Source organism: Streptomyces sp. NPDC056169, assembly GCF_042268445.1.
In the GTDB taxonomy this organism is placed as follows: Bacteria; Actinomycetota; Actinomycetes; order Streptomycetales; family Streptomycetaceae; genus Streptomyces.
The window spans coordinates 24,157-38,639 of record NZ_JBHJUO010000021.1 but is presented as its reverse complement, the minus strand read 5'-3'; the positions used below and the strand labels follow the sequence as shown (position 1 = coordinate 38,639).

The 14,483-nt window shown below is 71.9% G+C and carries 17 protein-coding genes; 4 read left to right on the top strand and 13 right to left on the bottom strand.

Going from position 1 to position 14,483, the window contains the following annotated elements; translation table 11 throughout:
• Positions 1 to 62: 62 nt before the first annotated feature.
• On the bottom strand, positions 63 to 344 hold the full coding sequence (locus ACFC0G_RS31025; RefSeq protein ID WP_376409504.1) for an acylphosphatase: 282 nt from the start codon (positions 342 to 344) through the stop codon (positions 63 to 65).
• Positions 345 to 548: 204 nt separating this feature from the next.
• Between ACFC0G_RS31025 and ACFC0G_RS31020 the strand changes: the two genes are divergently transcribed.
• Positions 549 to 1,514, top strand: coding sequence for a CAP domain-containing protein (locus ACFC0G_RS31020; RefSeq protein ID WP_376409501.1), 966 nt, complete (start codon positions 549 to 551; stop codon positions 1,512 to 1,514).
• An 83-nt stretch (positions 1,515 to 1,597) separates the two neighbouring features.
• Here ACFC0G_RS31020 and ACFC0G_RS31015 read toward each other — a convergent pair whose 3' ends face one another.
• The gene (locus tag ACFC0G_RS31015; protein WP_376409498.1) at positions 1,598 to 2,182 is read right to left on the bottom strand and encodes a flavodoxin family protein; all 585 of its coding nucleotides are present in this window, start codon (positions 2,180 to 2,182) and stop codon (positions 1,598 to 1,600) included.
• 125 nt (positions 2,183 to 2,307) lie between these two features.
• Here ACFC0G_RS31015 and ACFC0G_RS31010 point away from each other — a divergent pair, with 125 nt between their 5' ends.
• Entirely contained in the window at positions 2,308 to 2,694 is a 387-nt protein-coding gene (locus ACFC0G_RS31010; RefSeq protein WP_376409495.1) for a winged helix-turn-helix transcriptional regulator, read from the top strand.
• Between the two features lie 24 nt (positions 2,695 to 2,718).
• Here the strand turns inward: ACFC0G_RS31010 and mutM are convergent, their stop codons facing one another.
• The 9 genes from mutM to ACFC0G_RS30965 all read right to left on the bottom strand — a co-directional run bounded on the left by mutM (position 2,719) and on the right by ACFC0G_RS30965 (position 11,723).
• Positions 2,719 to 3,573 (bottom strand): bifunctional DNA-formamidopyrimidine glycosylase/DNA-(apurinic or apyrimidinic site) lyase, encoded by an 855-nt coding sequence (gene mutM, locus ACFC0G_RS31005; RefSeq protein ID WP_376409492.1) that lies wholly within the window; start codon positions 3,571 to 3,573, stop codon positions 2,719 to 2,721.
• Positions 3,574 to 3,726: 153 nt separating this feature from the next.
• Entirely contained in the window at positions 3,727 to 4,539 is an 813-nt protein-coding gene (gene rnc / locus ACFC0G_RS31000) for a ribonuclease III (RefSeq protein WP_376409489.1), read from the bottom strand.
• Between the two features lie 20 nt (positions 4,540 to 4,559).
• Entirely contained in the window at positions 4,560 to 4,733 is a 174-nt protein-coding gene (gene rpmF, locus ACFC0G_RS30995; protein WP_015036448.1) for a 50S ribosomal protein L32, read from the bottom strand.
• 2 nt (positions 4,734 to 4,735) lie between these two features.
• On the bottom strand, positions 4,736 to 5,389 hold the full coding sequence (locus ACFC0G_RS30990; protein ID WP_037642041.1) for a YceD family protein: 654 nt from the start codon (positions 5,387 to 5,389) through the stop codon (positions 4,736 to 4,738).
• A gap of 127 nt (positions 5,390 to 5,516) precedes the next feature.
• Positions 5,517 to 6,566 carry an ATP synthase F0 subunit B gene (locus tag ACFC0G_RS30985; protein WP_376409486.1) on the bottom strand — a complete coding sequence of 350 codons (1,050 nt, stop codon included), beginning with the start codon at positions 6,564 to 6,566 and terminating at the stop codon, positions 5,517 to 5,519.
• Between the two features lie 110 nt (positions 6,567 to 6,676).
• Entirely contained in the window at positions 6,677 to 7,156 is a 480-nt protein-coding gene (gene coaD, locus ACFC0G_RS30980) for a pantetheine-phosphate adenylyltransferase (RefSeq protein WP_185909416.1), read from the bottom strand.
• Positions 7,157 to 7,182: 26 nt separating this feature from the next.
• Positions 7,183 to 7,767 carry a 16S rRNA (guanine(966)-N(2))-methyltransferase RsmD gene (gene rsmD / locus ACFC0G_RS30975; RefSeq protein WP_376409483.1) on the bottom strand — a complete coding sequence of 195 codons (585 nt, stop codon included), beginning with the start codon at positions 7,765 to 7,767 and terminating at the stop codon, positions 7,183 to 7,185.
• 67 nt (positions 7,768 to 7,834) lie between these two features.
• A complete protein-coding gene (gene recG, locus ACFC0G_RS30970; RefSeq protein WP_376409480.1) occupies positions 7,835 to 10,054 on the bottom strand; it encodes an ATP-dependent DNA helicase RecG in 2,220 nt (739 codons plus the stop codon).
• A gap of 40 nt (positions 10,055 to 10,094) precedes the next feature.
• Complete coding sequence (locus ACFC0G_RS30965) at positions 10,095 to 11,723, bottom strand: DAK2 domain-containing protein (protein WP_376409477.1); 1,629 nt, start codon at positions 11,721 to 11,723, stop codon at positions 10,095 to 10,097.
• 235 nt (positions 11,724 to 11,958) lie between these two features.
• Here ACFC0G_RS30965 and rpmB point away from each other — a divergent pair, with 235 nt between their 5' ends.
• Positions 11,959 to 12,144 (top strand): 50S ribosomal protein L28, encoded by a 186-nt coding sequence (rpmB, locus tag ACFC0G_RS30960; protein WP_376409474.1) that lies wholly within the window; start codon positions 11,959 to 11,961, stop codon positions 12,142 to 12,144.
• A 112-nt stretch (positions 12,145 to 12,256) separates the two neighbouring features.
• Here rpmB and thiD read toward each other — a convergent pair whose 3' ends face one another.
• Together thiD and ACFC0G_RS30950 are read right to left on the bottom strand one after the other, a co-directional pair.
• A complete protein-coding gene (gene thiD, locus ACFC0G_RS30955) occupies positions 12,257 to 13,057 on the bottom strand; it encodes a bifunctional hydroxymethylpyrimidine kinase/phosphomethylpyrimidine kinase (protein WP_376409471.1) in 801 nt (266 codons plus the stop codon).
• Positions 13,054 to 14,016, bottom strand: a complete 963-nt coding sequence (locus tag ACFC0G_RS30950; protein ID WP_056644467.1) for a thiamine-phosphate kinase — start codon at positions 14,014 to 14,016, stop codon at positions 13,054 to 13,056. The genes thiD and ACFC0G_RS30950 overlap by 4 nt, the downstream gene beginning before the upstream one ends.
• A 233-nt stretch (positions 14,017 to 14,249) precedes the next feature.
• Here ACFC0G_RS30950 and ACFC0G_RS30945 point away from each other — a divergent pair, with 233 nt between their 5' ends.
• On the top strand, positions 14,250 to 14,483 hold the full coding sequence (locus ACFC0G_RS30945) for an Lrp/AsnC family transcriptional regulator (protein WP_015036438.1): 234 nt from the start codon (positions 14,250 to 14,252) through the stop codon (positions 14,481 to 14,483).

The window sequence follows — 14,483 nt, the reverse complement described above, 5'->3', positions numbered from 1 at the left end:
CGTCACCGCGTGTCCCTCCGGGACCCCTCCAGGTCACCGGAGAGGGGGCGCCGTCGCGAACGTCAGCGGATCGCGAAGCCGTCGTAGCCTCCGCGCGGAGCGCCCCATATCTCCGTGACGCCGTCCACGCGGCCGGGCGTGTCGCCCGTGCGGAGCCAGTCGAGAAGACGGTGGCAATTCTCACTCGGCCCCTCGGCCACCACTTGGACCCGGCCGTCGTCGAGGTTCAGGGCGAAGCCCGCGAGGCCGCCGATCTCCAGTGCGTTTGCCCTGGTGAACCAGCGGAAGCCCACTCCCTGTACCCGGCCGCGCACCCAGGCGGTCATCCGTACGTCGTCGCTCATGGCTGCACGCTAACCAACGGATTGCCGGATGGGCACGTCACCCCTGCTTCCCATCGCGTACAGTCCCGTCGGAATGCGCCTCACCCGTTCGGGCGCGCGCCGTTCGGCGGTCGGTTCGAAACCGTGCCGACAGCAAAGATCAGCAAAGACCAGCAAAGATCCGCAGCCACCGGCGGAGCTCCGCAGAGGAAGGCAGGGCAGCAGATGGGACGCCACCGTCGCTCCGGCGCCGCACCCGCCGCAGAAGACTACGCGGCCGGTACGGACCACCGGCACCGGGGTGACCGCCGCAAGCGGCGGAGCACTCCCGTGCGCACCGGACTCCTCGGCGCCTCCGCGGCGGTCGCGGTGGGAGCCGTGGCCGTCGCCTCGGGTCTGCTGCCCGGCGGGGACACCTTCACCGTCGGCAGCGCCGGTACGGGCGAGCGCCAGGTCCAGTCCCGGCAGGCCCCGGAGCTGAACACGCAGGGCGGGTCGACCCAGACCCCGGCCGGCGGCGAGTCGGGCGGCTCGGGCAGCGGCACGGCGACCCGGGCGGGATCGGGCAAGAGCCCGAGTCCGCGCGCCAGCGCGAGTGCGACCCCGAGCAGGACGGCCTCCCCCTCGGCCACTCCGTCCACATCCGCGAAGCCGAGCCCGAAGCCGACCCCGTCGAAGGCGGCGACCAGCACCAAGCCCGTCGCCCCGAAGAAGGTCCGGACCCCGCCCACGACGCGGCCGGCCGCGCCGAAGCCGGCCCCGACGACCGAGGCACCGGTCGAGACGCCGGCCGCTCCGTCGACGGCCGACCGGGGCGAGGCGGCCGAGGCGGAGGTCCTCCGGCTGGTCAACGTCGAGCGCGGCAAGGTGGGCTGCACCCCGGTGAGGGCGGACGCGCAGCTCGCGGCACTGGCCGGGGCGTTCAGCGCGGACATGGCGGAGCGCGGCTTCTTCGACCACACGGACCCGGACGGGGCCACGCCGTGGGCGCGTGCGGAGCAGGCGGGCGTCACGGGCCTGGGCGGCGAGAACATCGCGCGCGGCCAGGCGGACGCGGCGGCCGTGATGGACTCCTGGATGAACAGCGACGGCCATCGCGCCAACATATTGAACTGCGACTTCACGACGCTGGGCGTCGGCGTGCAGTTCGGCGACGGCGGCCCCTGGTGGACCCAGGACTTCGGCCGCTGAGCCGATTCCGCCGAGCCGGCCCCGTACGCAAGAGAAGGGCCCCGTCACCACTCCGGTGACGGGGCCCTTTCTCGTACGCGGGATCAGGCGGCGGCCTTGCCGGCCGCGAAGGTGCGGGCGGTCACGGCGACGCGGCGGCCGAGGTGCTCGGCGGTGGCGACATCCGCCTTGTGGACGCCGTCGGGACCCAGGTCGGTGTGGGTCTGGGCACCGGCGCCGGAGAAGAAGCCGAGGCGGTTGAGGTCGTTCTCGGAGGCCTCGCTGCTGTTCCAGCCGGGCTTCAGGCCGAGGTTGACCCAGGTCATGCCGTGCTGGCCGGCGAGGGTCTGGAAGAACTGCAGGGTGTGCAGCTTGTCGCCGCTCTTGGAGCCGGAGTTGGTGAATCCGGCGGCGAGCTTGTCCAGCCAGGCGTCGGAGAACCAGCGCTTCGAGGTGGCCTCGGCGAACTGGTGGAAGGCGCCGGAGGCGGTGCCCATGTAGGTCGGGGAGCCGAAGACGATCGCGTCGGAGGAGTCGAGCAGCTCCCACTCGGCGTCGGTGATCCCGTCGACCTTGATCAGGTGGACGGTGGCACCCGCGTCGGCGGCCCCGGCACGGACGGCTTCGGCGAGGACGGCGGTGTGGCCGTAGCCGGAGTGGTAGGCGATGGAGACGACGGGGGTGGTCACAAGGAGCTCCTCGAAAAGGTCTGCGGAGGGGATGACCAGAAGTAGAGCACTAACTTTTCGAAAGCGCAAGCAGCTCGATAGCGCAGCCGTGACGGTAAGCGCTGTGCGCGAGTACGGTGGAGGGCATGACTGACGACCTCGCCTACGACGTCTTCGCGCGGGCCTGTCCCTCGCGCGGCACGCTGGAGCACGTGACGGGCCGCTGGGGCAGCCTGACCCTCGGCGCCCTGTACGACGGCACGTTCCGCTTCAACGAGCTGCGGCGCCGGGTCGACGGCGTGAGCGAGAAGATGCTGTCGCAGACGCTCCACGCCCTGGAGCGCGACGGCCTCGTCCACCGCGACGCGCAGCCCACGAACCCGCCGCGGGTCGACTACCGGCTCACCCCGCTCGGCCGCGAGATCGCGGAGCGGCTCATCGGCCTGATCGCGCTGGTGGAGGGCCGCATGCCGCAGGTCGAGGCGGCCCGCGAGAGTTACGACGCGGAGCGCCCGGCCCCCGTCACGAGCTGACCGCCCGGCCCGAGGGGACGCCCCCTAGGGGCGCGGCGGGCGCTGGCAGCGCGGGCAGAAGTAGCTGGAGCGGTTCATCCAGGGGCGCCTGCGCATCGGCGTGCCGCAACGGTGGCACGGCTCGTCCTCGCGCCCGTAGGCGTCGAGCGAGCGGTCGAAGTAGCCGGACTCGCCGTTGACGTTCACGTACAGGCTGTCGAAGCTGGTGCCGCCGACCGCGAGGGCCTCGTTCATCACGTCCCGGGCGTGCCCGAGGAGCTCCGCCGAGCGGGGCCGGGTGAGCGTGGCGGTGGGCCGCTCGTAGTGCAGCCGGGACCGCCAGAGCGCCTCGTCCGCGTAGATGTTGCCGACGCCGCTGATCAGCGACTGGTCGAGCAGGGCCCGCTTGACGGTCGTACGGCGCTGTCGCAGCGCGCGGTGGAACGCGTCCTCGTCGAAGTCGGGGTCCAGCGGGTCCCGGGCGATGTGCGCGATGACGTCCGGCAGCCCGTCGGCGGTCTGGTCGTGGAGCGAGAGCCCGCCGAAGGTGCGCTGGTCGACGAAGCGGAGCTCGGTGCCGGCGGCATCGTCGAAGCGGATCCGGATGCGGAGGTGCTTCTCGTCGGCGGCGTCCTCCGGCTGGACGAGCAGCTGGCCGCTCATGCCGAGGTGGCCGAGCACGGAGGTGCCGGTGCCGTCCAGCGGCAGCCAGAGGTACTTGCCGCGCCGCCGCGCCACCGCGAACCGCTGCCCCTTCAGCCGCGCCGCGAAGTCCGCGCCGCCCGCCGGATGGCGCCGTACGGCCCTCGGGTGCAGCACCTCGACCTCGGTCACGGTCCGCCCGGCGACCCAGCGCTCCAGTCCGCGCCGTACGACCTCGACCTCGGGCAGCTCGGGCACGGGACTCCTCCGGACGACGTCGATCGACAGCGCTTCCACCCTACCGGCCCAAGGAGGGCGGAGGAGTGGGGAGGGAAGCGAAGGAGAGGGCGGGGAAAAGACGAGAACCCCGCCCTGGGGCGGGGTTCTCGGGGAAGCGGCGGGTGATGGCCCTCAGGCCGTCGCCCCGTTGGTGGACGGAGAGGGGTCGGCGACCTCTCCCGTGCCGGCTTCGGCAGCGACCTTGGCCGCCGCCACGCGCTCGTCCGCGGCGGCGCGAATCTCGCCCCACGCGGCCTCCGCGGCCTGCTGTTCCGCTTCCTTCTTGCTGCGGCCGGTGCCGGTGCCGTACGAGACACCACCGACGCGGGCGGCAGCAGTGAAGACCTTCTCGTGGTCCGGGCCCTCTTCGGTGACGAGGTATTCCGGCACACCCAGGCCCTCAGCCGCGGTGAGCTCCTGGAGACTGGTCTTCCAGTCCAGGCCCGCACCGAGGTTCGAGGACTTCTCGATCAGCGGGTCGAAGAGCCGGTGAACCAGCTCGGACGCCACTTCGAGGCCCTGGTCGAGATAGACCGCGCCGATCACCGCTTCAAGGGTGTCGGCGAGGATGGACGCCTTGTCCCGGCCACCCGTGCCCTCTTCGCCCCGGCCGAGCCGGATGAAGGAGCCGAGTTCGAGGCCGCGACCGACCTCCGCAAGTGCACGTGAGTTGACCACCGCGGCCCGCAGTTTGGCCAGCTGGCCTTCGGGCAGGTCGGGGTGGGTGCGGTACAGCGTGTCCGTGACCACCAGGCCGAGCACGGAGTCCCCGAGGAACTCGAGACGCTCGTTGGTGGGCAGGCCGCCGTTCTCGTACGCGAACGAACGGTGGGTCAGTGCACGCACCAGAAGGGCGGACTCGAGCCGATAGCCGAGCCGCCCTTCCAGAAGCGTGTGGGACGAGGCATGGTCCGTCTTGTCGTCCGTCTTGCGGGACTCAGACATTGCGCCTCTCACCAGCCCAATCAGACCGAGAGGACCTGGCGCTTGTTGTAGGTGCCGCAGCTCGGGCACGCGATGTGCTGCAGCTTCGGCTCCTGGCAACGCTCACACGAAACCAGGGTGGGGACCGCAGCCTTCCACTGCGACCGGCGGTGGCGCGTGTTGCTGCGCGACATCTTCCGCTTCGGAACAGCCACGGCTACTTCTCCTGCTTCTCGGCGGCGCTTCGGACGTCCCCGTCAGAGGCTTTGCCGCTCATGTTGTCCTTCTCATCGGTTCCCAGCGAACCGGCGAGTCCCTGCAATGCCGCCCAACGGGCGTCGACGGCATCATGGTGGTGGCCCGGGTTCTCGTTCAGGTCGGCTCCACATTCGGAGCACAGACCCGCACAGTCCTCCCGGCACACCGGCTGCATCGGCAGTGCGAGCACCACCGCATCACGCAGCATGGGTTCGAGGTCGAACATGCCGTCCTCGAGGGGGGTCATGCTCTCGTCTTCCTCGGCTTCGTCGTCCGCGGCCGCCTTGGAGCGGCCCCGGTCGTCGGAGTCGGGGTACGAGAACATCTCCTGGAAGTCCACGTCGAGCTCCAGCTCGACGGGCTCCAGACACCTTACGCACTCCCCCTCGGCCGATGCACGGGCGGTGCCTGTGACAAGCACCCCTTCCATGACCGACTCAAGACGGAGATCGATTTCCACGGGAGCGCCCTCGGGCACTCCGATGACCCCTTCGACGCCGAGGACCGTGGGGGCCTCGACGGAGCGCGAGAGCCGCTGGAGGGCACCAGGACGCCGCCCCAGCTCGTGTGTGTCGAACACGAGGGGATTGCGGTGGTCGAGGCGCGTGCTCAGGGCTCTTCCTGCTTTCGAATCGTGAGGGGGCTGCCAGAAATGGGCAGCAAGCGTCGCGGAATACGCGCGACCGAAGAGCCAGGATACTGGACGCTTCGCTCAGGGCCCAATCCGGGCCCCGGGCCCTTTACTGCCCCTGTTCGTACCGGCGCAACTGCTCCAGGTCGATCATGCTCGTGTCGAAGAAACTGGTCTCGTCGAGCGCGGCGGCCGGCTGCTGCTGGTGCGGCTGCTGCGGGGCCTGGGGCTGGTACTGGGGCTGCTGCTCGTAGCCGTACTGACCCTGGTACGCGTACGGGTCGGGCTGCTGCTGGTACCCGTACGGGTCCGGCTGCTGCTGGTAGCCGTACCCGGGGTCCTGCTGCGGCTGCTGCGGGTACCCGTACGGGTCGGGCTGCTGGGCCGGGATCTGCGCGGGGGCCTGCGCGGCGACCGGGGCCGGCTGGGGGTCGGCGAGCTCCGCGAGCCCGGCGAGGTAGTCGGCGTCGCTCGTGTGCACCGTGCCGGCGAGGCCGTCCTGCGCGGCCATGTGCTCGCCGAGGTCGTCGGTGGCGATCCGGCCGTGCAGCTTCTGCCGGCCGCGCCCGACGGCCTCCAGGGTCTTACTGAGGACGGCCTCGAAGGCGCCCAGCTTGGCGTCCACGTACTCGTCGGCCCGGCTGATCAGGGTCTGCGGGTCCGCGCTGTACTCGGGGGCGTCCTCGTCCGCGTAACCGTCCCGGTCGAGGCCCGGGCCGCGGCCGAGGAGCTTCTCGCGGCCCCGGTCGACGGAGCCGATGGTCTTGTTGAGGACGACCTCGAAGTTGGCGAGCTTGGAGTCGACGTAGTCGTCGGCCTCGGCGCGGACCTCCTCGGCCTCGCGGCGGGCCTCGGCGAGGATCCGGTCGGCCTCGCCCTGCGACTCCCGGGCGACCTGGGTGTCGGAGACGATCGAGCCGCGCTCGGCGTGGGCGGCCTCGATGATCCGCTCGGCCTCCTGGCGGGCGTGCTCGACCAGCTGCTCGCGGCCGCCGATCAGCTCCTGGGCCTGGGCGAGGGAGCCGGGCAGGGCGTCCCGCACCTCTTCGAGCAGGGAGAGCAGCTCGGCGCGGTTGACCACGCAGGATGCCGACATGGGCATGGAACGGGCGCCCTGAACGGTCGCGACGATCTCGTCGAGCTTCTTCTGCACGTCCACCGGGTGCTCGCCACTCTCTACAGCTGGATGGAGACGGACGGGACGACTGTAAGGGCAGTCGGCTCCCGTCCGACACCAGGTGACGGAGCGTCAGCGGCGGTGGCCAGGCGTCACTTCTGCGCGAGGCGCTCGGTCAGCCTGCCGAGGACCTGCGGCGGGACGAGGTGGGAGACGTCGCCGCCCCAGGCCGCCACCTCCTTGACCAGCGAGGAGGAGAGGAAGCTGTACGTCGGGTTGGTGGGGACGAAGAGGGTCTCCACGCCCGAGAGGCCGATGTTCATCTGCGCCATCTGCAACTCGTAGTCGAAGTCGCTGACCGCGCGCAGGCCCTTGACGATGGCGGGGATGTCCCGCTGCTTGCAGAAGTCGACGAGGAGTCCGTGGAAGGACTCCACCTCGACGTTGCCGAAGTCGGCGGTGACCTCGCGGATCAGCTCGATCCGCTCGTCGACGGTGAACAGTCCCTGCTTGGACTGGTTGATCATCACCGCGACGTGTACGACGTCGTACAGCTTGGAGGCGCGGGCGATGATGTCGAGATGTCCGTTGGTGATGGGGTCGAATGACCCCGGACAGACGGCGCGGCGCAACGTGAGTCCCTCGCTCTCCGGTCCGGTCATGGTGCGTCTTCGCACGTAGAGGCGGCGCGACCGTACCAAAACGTTCCCTCGCCGTAACGACGGGCCCGTAGTGGCTCGAATCCGGCCGGCCAGCCGAACTCCCCGCCTCGGGTGCTGCGCTCCACGGTGACGAGGGCATCGTCCGTGAGCCAGCCCTCCGAGCGGAGTGTGAGGAGGATCTCCCGAAGATCGTCGTCCGCGACGGCGTACGGCGGGTCGAGGAAGACCAGGTCGAACGGCTCGGCGGGGGCCGGTCCCGTCACGATCTGCTCCGCCTTGCCGGTCCGGAGCTCGGCGCCGGGCAGGCCGAGCGTCCGGATGTTGTCGCGGATCGTCTTCGCGGCGCGGGGTTCCGCCTCGACGAGGAGCGCGTGGACCGCTCCCCGGGAGAGCGCTTCGAGTCCGACGGCGCCGGAGCCCGCGTACAGGTCGGCGACCCGGGTCCCGTCGAGGGTGCCGAGGAACGCCTCCCAGGTGGAGAAGAGGCCTTCGCGCGCCCGGTCGGAGGTGGGGCGGGTGCCGGTGCCGGGGGGCACGGCCAGTCGGCGTCCGCCGGCGGTGCCGGCGATCACGCGGGTCATCGGTGTCCTCGTTCTCCATGAGCCAGTGCGTACGCATCAGCTTATGGCGGTCGGCGCGTGGCTGCGGTCAGCCCTTCTCCAGGTACTCCTCCCGGTCCTTGTCGAGCAGGGCTTCGAGGGCGGTGCGCAGTCCCGGGTGGGCGGTGAGGTCCGGGTCGGCGAGGACGAGGGTGGTGGCCTCCTCGCGGGCGGCGGCGATGACCTCCTCGTCGTCGATGACGGTGAGCACCTTCAGGGAGGAGCGGACGCCGGACTGGGCCTGGCCGAGGACGTCGCCCTCGCGGCGCTGTTCGAGGTCGATGCGGGAGAGCTCGAAGCCGTCGAGGGTGGCGGCGACGGCGCCGAGGCGCTGCCGGGCGGGGCTGGCCTCGGGCATCTCGGTGACGAGGAGGCAGAGGCCGGGGGCTGATCCTCGTCCGACGCGGCCGCGGAGCTGGTGGAGCTGGGAGACGCCGAAGCGGTCGCCGTCCATGATCACCATGGCGGTGGCGTTGGGGACGTTGACGCCGACCTCGATGACGGTGGTGGCGACGAGGACGTCGAGCTCGCCGGCGGCGAAGCGGCGCATGACGTCGTCCTTGTCGTCGGGGTGCATGCGCCCGTGCAGGACGGCGATCCGCAGGCCCGTGAGGGGGCCCGTACGGAGCTTCTCCGCGACCTCGACGACGGCGAGCGGCGGGCGCTTCTCGGCCTCGTCCTCGGGGGACGCCTTGGACTTCTTCTTCTGGTCCTCCTCGTCGCCGATGCGGGGGCAGACGACGTACGCCTGGTGGCCGTTCTCCACCTCCTCGCGCACCCGCTCCCAGGCGCGCGCGAGGAAGTGCGGCTTGTCGGCGGCGGGGACGACGTGGGTGGCGATCGGGGAGCGGCCGGCGGGCAGCTGGTCGAGGACGGAGGTCTCCAGGTCGCCGAAGACGGTCATGGCGACGGTGCGCGGGATGGGGGTGGCGGTCATGACGAGCAGGTGGGGCGGTTGCTTGCCCTTGCCGCGCAGGGCGTCGCGCTGCTCGACGCCGAAGCGGTGCTGTTCGTCGACGACGACCAGGCCGAGGTCGTGGAACCGGACCTTGTCCTCGATCAGCGCGTGCGTGCCGATGACGATCCCGGCCTCGCCGGTGACGAGGTCGAGCAGGGCCTGCCGGCGGGCCGCGGTGCCCATGGAGCCGGTGAGCAGGACGACCTTGGTGGCGCGCTCGGCGCCGCCGAGCATCCCGCCCTGGGCGAGCTCGCCCATCATCTCGGTGACGGAGCGGTGGTGCTGCTGGGCGAGGACCTCGGTGGGCGCGAGCATCGCGGCCTGTCCCCCGGCGTCGACGACGGCGAGCATGGCGCGCAGGGCGACCATGGTCTTCCCGGATCCGACCTCGCCCTGGAGGAGGCGGTGCATGGGGTGTTCGGTCGCGAGGTCGTCGAAGATCTCGCGGGAGACCTTCTGCTGGCCGTCGGTGAGGGTGAAGGGGAGCTTGGCGTCGAAGGCGTCGAGGATGGCGCCGGGGACGGGGCGCCGGGCGACGGCGGGGAGTTGGGTGTCGGCGTGCCGGCGGCGGGCGAGGGCGACCTGGAGGACGAAGGCCTCGTCCCACTTGAGCCGGTCGCGGGCGTCGGCGATGTCCGCCTTGGTACGGGGGCGGTGGATCTTCCGCAGGGCGTCGGGCAGCTCGGGGAGGCCGCGGCCCTCGCGCAGGGCGGGCGGCAGGGGGTCGACGGCGTCCTCGGCGTGCGGCAGGACGGCGTCGACGGCCTTGGCGATCTTCCAGGACTCCAGTTTGGTGGTGGCCGGGTAGATCGGGATGAGGGCCCCGGCCCAGCCGGCCACGTTGTCGGCGCTCGCGGCGGTCCCGTCGGTCTCGTCGCCGCCGTCGCGGAGGAGCTCGTACGCGGGGTGGGCGAGCTGGAGGCGGCGGTTGAAGAGCGAGGCCTTGCCGGAGAACATCGCGCGGGTGCCGGGCAGCAGGTCCTTGTGCGGCTTGTGCACGCCCTTGCCGAAGAAGACCAGTTGGAGGCGGCCGCTGCCGTCCGTGATGGTCACTTCGAGGCGCTGGCCGCGTCCCTTGGAGCCGTTGAAGGTCAGCACGCGGGCGTCCGCGACCTGCGCGACGACCGTGACGTGCTCGTCGAGCGGGAGGTCGGCGAGCGTCGTCAGCTCGCCCCGCTCGGCGTACCGCCGGGGGTAGTGGTGGAGCAGGTCACCGACCGTGTGCAGGTCGAGTGCCTCGGCCATGACCTTGGCGGTGGCGGGGCCGAGGGACTTCTTGAGTGGTTCGTCGAGCGCGGGCACGCGTTCCATTGCACACCACGGGACCGACAGTCGGGGTGTTCCCCTCGGGTCATTCCACTCCGATGAGCAGCGGAGGGGCTCCCGCGCCCGCGTGGTACGTGGTCGTGTCGACGGCCAGATAGCCGCGGCGGACGTGGCGTTCGAGGGCGGTGGCCAGGTCGGGCGGGGTGTCGTCGGCGACGATCAGGGTGACGAGTTCGCCGCCCGCGGAGAGCATGCGGTCGAGGACCGTGCGGGCCGTCTCGGTGAGGTCCTCGCCGATGACGGCGACGTCGCCCTCGATGAGGCCGAGGACGTCGCCGGCCTGGCAGACGCCGGCCGAGGTGAAGGACTGGCGCTCGGCGACGGCGAGTTCGGCGTAGCGGGTGGCGCCGGCGGCGGCCGTCATGGCGACGACGTCCTCGTCGAAGCGGCGGTCCGGTTCGTGGACGGCGAGGGCGGCGATGCCCTGGACGGCGGCCCGGGTCGGGATGAGGGCGACGCGGATGCCCTCGGCCCTGGCGCGTTCGGCGGCGGCCGCGGCCGTCTGGCGCAGTTCGGTGTCGTTGGGCAGCAGGACGACCTCGCGGGCGTGCGCCCGCCGGATCGCGTCGAGGAGTTCGTCCCCCGCGGGCTGTTCGCCGGGCCGGGTCCGGACGGTGGTGGCGCCCGCCTCGGCGCAGAGGCCGGCCAGGCCCTCGCCGGGGACGACGGCGACCACCGCGCGCTGGGCCCGCGCTCCGCGGGCGTCCGGTCCTGCCGGGCTGCTCGCGAAGTGGGTGACGCGGATCCGGTGGGGCCGTCCGGCCTCGATGCCGGCCTCGACGGCGGCTCCGGCGTCGTCGACGTGCACGTGGACGTTCCAGAGCCCGTCGCCGCCGACGACGACCAGGGACTCCCCCAGCGCGTCGAGGCGGGACCTCAGCAGGTCCACGGCCGCGTCCTCGGCCTCCAGGAGGTAGATCACCTCGTACGCGGGGCCGTCCTCGGTGCCGCAGTCCTCGGGTGCGAGGGGCGCGGCGGGCGCGACGACGCCGTGGGCCGGTGTCTCCGGGCGGAGCGGTGCCCGGCCGGTCACGGTCTCGACGAGTGCCCCGAGGACGGTCACCAGGCCCTGTCCGCCGGCGTCCACGACCCCGGCGCGGGTGAGGACGTCCAGCTGGGCCGTGGTGGTCGCCAGGGCGGTCCTGGCCCCGTCGTAGGCGTTTCCCGCCACGTCCACGAGTCGGCCGCCCCCGGCGCAGGCCTCCGCGGCGGCGGAGGCGACGGTGAGGATCGTGCCCTCGACGGGGTGGGCGACGGCCCGGCGGGCGGCGTCGGCGGCCTCCGCGAGGGCGCGGGCGAGGTGATCACCGTCACGTCCCTCGGCGAGGACGGCCGCCATGCCGCGCAGCAGCTGGGCGAGGATGGTCCCGGAGTTCCCTCGGGCCCCGAGCAGGGCCCCGTGGGCCATGGCCCGTACGGTCTCGGCGGCGTCGGGTTCGGCGGCGGCGAAGACGGCTTCGACGGCCTGGTGGGCGGCTTCCGCCGTCAGGTACAGGTTGGTGCCGGTGTCCCCGTCCGCGACCGGGTAGACGTTGATCGCGTCGATCTCCCGGCGCTCCCGCCCGAGGGCGTCGAGCACCCGCCCGGACCAGGTCCGGAGCGCTTCGGCGTCGAGCTCGACGAGCTCCTCTGAAGGCTGAAGGGCTCGCGACAACAGGGGGCCTCCTTCGGCGGTGAGCTCACCGCAGGGTAGACCCGGGGTGTCCTGCTCGTGACCTGGGCCGGGGGCGAGGTCGGCGGAGACCATGGTAGTTTCGTTCCACCGAAGCAGGCGTTGTATGCTGCTTCGGTTGCCCGGTTCCTCCGGGCCATCCTCCGGCAAGCCACTTCAGACTCCTGATTCCGGTGCGCCGGATTTCACTGTAATTCTGAAGTCTTTGGAGTGACCCGTGGCTGCCAACTGCGACGTCTGCGGCAAGGGGCCGGGCTTCGGCAACAGCATTTCGCACTCGCACCGCCGTACGTCCCGTCGCTGGAACCCGAACATCCAGCGCGTGCGTGCCGTGGTCGGTCGGACGCCGAAGCGGCTCAACGCCTGCACCTCGTGCATCAAGGCCGGCAAGGTCTCGCGCTAATTGCGACGCGAGTTCTGTCGTAGCGCAGCCCCTGCGGTTGCCTTGAAAGGCCGGTTCACCTAGGTGAACCGGCCTTTTGCCATGCCCGGAAACGGCCGGGCCCCCGGGCGTCTCAGGCCCTGAACCGCCAGCCGTGGTCGACCGGGCCGATGCCCGAGCCCAGGGCGAATCCGGCGGCGATGGCCCCGGTCACGTACTCCTTGGCCCGGTGTACCGCCTCCGGCACCGCCAGGCCCTTGGCGAGCCCCGAGGCCACCGCCGAGGCGAGCGTGCAGCCCGTGCCGTGCGTGTGCCGGTTGTCGTGCCGGGGCGCGCGCAGCCAGTGCTCCTCCGTGCCGTCCGTGAGCAGGTCCACGGCCTCCTGGCCGGTGGGCAGGTGCCCGCCCTTGATCAGGGCCCAGTCCGCCCCGTACGACAGGATCGCCTCGGCCGCCACCCGCATGTCGCTCTCGTACACGACGTGGACGCCTGTGAGCTGCGCCACCTCGTCCAGGTTGGGCGTGGCGACGGTCGCGACCGGCAGCAGCTTCGTCCGTACGGAGGCGAGGGCCGAGGCCGCGAGCAGCGAGTCCCCGTGCTTGGAGACGCCGACGGGGTCCACGACCACCGGGGCCTCGGTCCCGGCGAGCAGTTCGGCGACCGTCTCGACGAGCCGGGCGGAGGCCAGCATGCCCGTCTTCACGGCCTGGACGCCGATGTCGTCGACGACGGCCCGGTACTGGGCCCGTACGGCCTCCTCTGGCAGCTCCCACGCGCCCTGGACTCCCCGCGAGTTCTGGGCGGTGACGGCGGTGAGCACGCTCATGCCGTGGACGCCGAGCGCGAGCATGGTCTTCAGGTCGGCCTGGATGCCGGCGCCGCCGCCGGAGTCGGATCCGGCGACGGTGAGCACCAGCGGGGGCCGAGCGGTCACTCCGTCTCCCCGAAGTGGTCCCAGCCGCCCGCGCTGTGCCAGGGGGCGCCGTCCACGGTGACCTGCGGCAGCGCCGAGGGGTTCAGGACCTCGCCGATGACCTTCCAGCGGGCGGGGAGCTTCACGTCCGGCGGGAAGGTGGCCACGATGGCGTGGTCCTCTCCCCCGGTGAGCACCCACTGCATGGGGTCGACGCCGACGGCCTGGCCGATGTCGTTCATCTGCGTGGGGATGTCGATGAGCCCGGAGCGCAGGTCGATGCGGACCTTGCTGGCCTCGGCGATGTGGCCGAGGTCGGCGATGAGGCCGTCGCTGACGTCGCACATGGCGGTGGCGCCGAGTCCGGCGGCGGCGGGGCCCGCGTGGTACGGCGGCTCGGGCCTGCGGTGGGCCTCGACGAAGGCGCGGGGCGAGCGGAAGCCGCGGGAGAGGACCGCGTACCCGGCGGCGGACCAGCCGAGCCAGCCGGTGTAGGCGACGACGTCGCCGGGCTGGGCCCCGCCCCGGGTCACCGGGTCGTGGTTGCGGAGGTCGCCGAGGGCGGTGATGGCGATGGTGATGGTGTCGCCGCGGACGACGTCGCCGCCGACGACGGCGGCGCCCGCGACCTGACATTCGTCGCGGAGCCCGTCCATCAGTTCGGTGGGCCAGGTGACGGGCAGCTCGGCGGGGACGACGAGGCCGAGGAGGAGCGCGGTGGGGACCGCGCCCATGGCGGCGATGTCGGCGAGGTTCTGCGCGGCGGCCTTGCGGCCGACGTCGTACGCCGTCGACCAGTCGCGGCGGAAGTGACGTCCTTCGAGGAGGATGTCCGTGCTGGCCACCACGCGCCGGTCGGGTGCGGAGACGACCGCGGCGTCGTCGCCGGGCCCGATCCGTACCGCCGGGGTGGAGGTGAGCCGGGACGTGAGCTCTCTGATGAGCCCGAACTCGCCCAGCTCTCCGACTGTGCCCTTCACCGCGCCTCACCTCGTGTCTTCGTGCCGGCCGGCGGGCGGGGGCGCGTCTGGGCGCGCCGCGGGTCGCGGGCCGTCACCGTGCTGGGTACCGTCAAGTAGACCGTCAACTTCTGTCGTGCGTAGGCCACCACGCGAGTGCCCCCGGGCGCGCGGGTCTCCCCGTGGCCCGCGGTGACGCGGTACCGTGGCGTCCCTTTCTCCCACAAGATCCTCGTGGTCGCCCTGGAGGTTCCGTGGTTCAGGCGTACATCCTCATCCAGACCGAGGTGGGCAAGGCGTCGACCGTCGCCGACACCATCTCCAAGATCCCGGGGGTGCTCCAGGCCGAAGACGTGACCGGTCCCTACGACGTGATCGTGCGCGCACAGGCGGACACCGTCGACGAGTTGGGCCGCATGGTGGTCGCCAAGGTCCAGCAAGTGGACGGCATCACGCGTACCCTCACCTGCCCGGTCGTTCATCTGTAG

What these genes read in the sequence shown, in the direction of transcription:
- ACFC0G_RS31025 (WP_376409504.1), bottom strand. Translation starts at nt 344, where the DNA reads ATGAGCGACGACGTACGGATGACCGCCTGGGTGCGCGGCCGGGTACAG.
- ACFC0G_RS31020 (WP_376409501.1), top strand. Translation starts at nt 549, where the DNA reads ATGGGACGCCACCGTCGCTCCGGCGCCGCACCCGCCGCAGAAGACTAC.
- ACFC0G_RS31010 (WP_376409495.1), top strand. Translation starts at nt 2,308, where the DNA reads ATGACTGACGACCTCGCCTACGACGTCTTCGCGCGGGCCTGTCCCTCG.
- rnc (WP_376409489.1), bottom strand. Translation starts at nt 4,539, where the DNA reads ATGTCTGAGTCCCGCAAGACGGACGACAAGACGGACCATGCCTCGTCC.
- rsmD (WP_376409483.1), bottom strand. Translation starts at nt 7,767, where the DNA reads ATGACCCGCGTGATCGCCGGCACCGCCGGCGGACGCCGACTGGCCGTG.
- recG (WP_376409480.1), bottom strand. Translation starts at nt 10,054, where the DNA reads ATGGAACGCGTGCCCGCGCTCGACGAACCACTCAAGAAGTCCCTCGGC.